This is a genomic window from Streptomyces sp. 13-12-16, assembly GCF_002114215.1.
GTDB lineage: Bacteria > Actinomycetota > Actinomycetes > Streptomycetales > Streptomycetaceae > Streptomyces.
Genome location: NZ_NCTE01001305.1, coordinates 3,912 through 4,601, shown reverse-complemented (window position 1 = coordinate 4,601; position 690 = coordinate 3,912). Strand labels below are relative to the sequence as shown.

General features: G+C 73.3%; 1 protein-coding gene and 1 pseudogene. Both read left to right on the top strand.

From position 1 onward, the window contains the following. A partial coding sequence (locus B7767_RS49485; protein WP_179167509.1) for an LPXTG cell wall anchor domain-containing protein occupies positions 1–124 on the top strand: 124 nt, incomplete at its 5' end. 219 nt (positions 125–343) lie between these two features. Next, a pseudogene (locus tag B7767_RS40190) lies at positions 344–690 on the top strand (hypothetical protein); the annotation flags it as partial.

The following is a 690-nucleotide window of genomic DNA, read 5'->3' as shown; positions in this document are numbered from 1 at the left end:
GCCGGGCGCCCCCCCCCCCGCCACGGGCACGACCCACACGGCACTCGCCGTCACGGCGGGCGCCGGAGCCCTGCTGCTGGGCGCCCTCGTCCTCGTCGGCCGGCGACGCCGGCGCTCCCACTGACACCGCCGGAGGGACCGGTACGGGAAGCGGCGCACGGTCGCCCGGCGCTCACACCGAGAGGACCGTTTATTCGTTTGGCGGCCGCGCACGGGTGTGATGGGATCAGGAGCAACGGGGGCGGCTCCCTGACGCGCATCCTTCTCACCTTCTCGAAAAGACCCGGCGCGCCCACTCCCCGCCCCCGTTCCTCTGTCCCGGTCGTCGTGGAGGGTCCCCCTGTTGCTCGCTGCCGAGTCCGTACTGCTGCGCCGTATCCAGACCGTGTACGTGGACGGGGCGCTCGCGCCCGGCGGCGGAACAGGACCGGCACTGCGCCGGCTCGAGGCCGAACTGCTCGGCCGCGGCCACGTCCTCTCCTCCCGGCTGCACGCGGCGCTCGACTCGCTGACCTCCGAGGAACTGGCGGTCGCGCACACCCGCCTGGTCGGGCTGACCGACGACCTGCTCGGCTCCGACCGCACCCACGTCCCGCTCTTCCGCCGGTTCCCGCACACCGTGCCGCGGAACACCGAGGCGCTGTACGTGGACCGGGTCTTCGCCTACCTGCTGCAACAGCCTGAACAGCC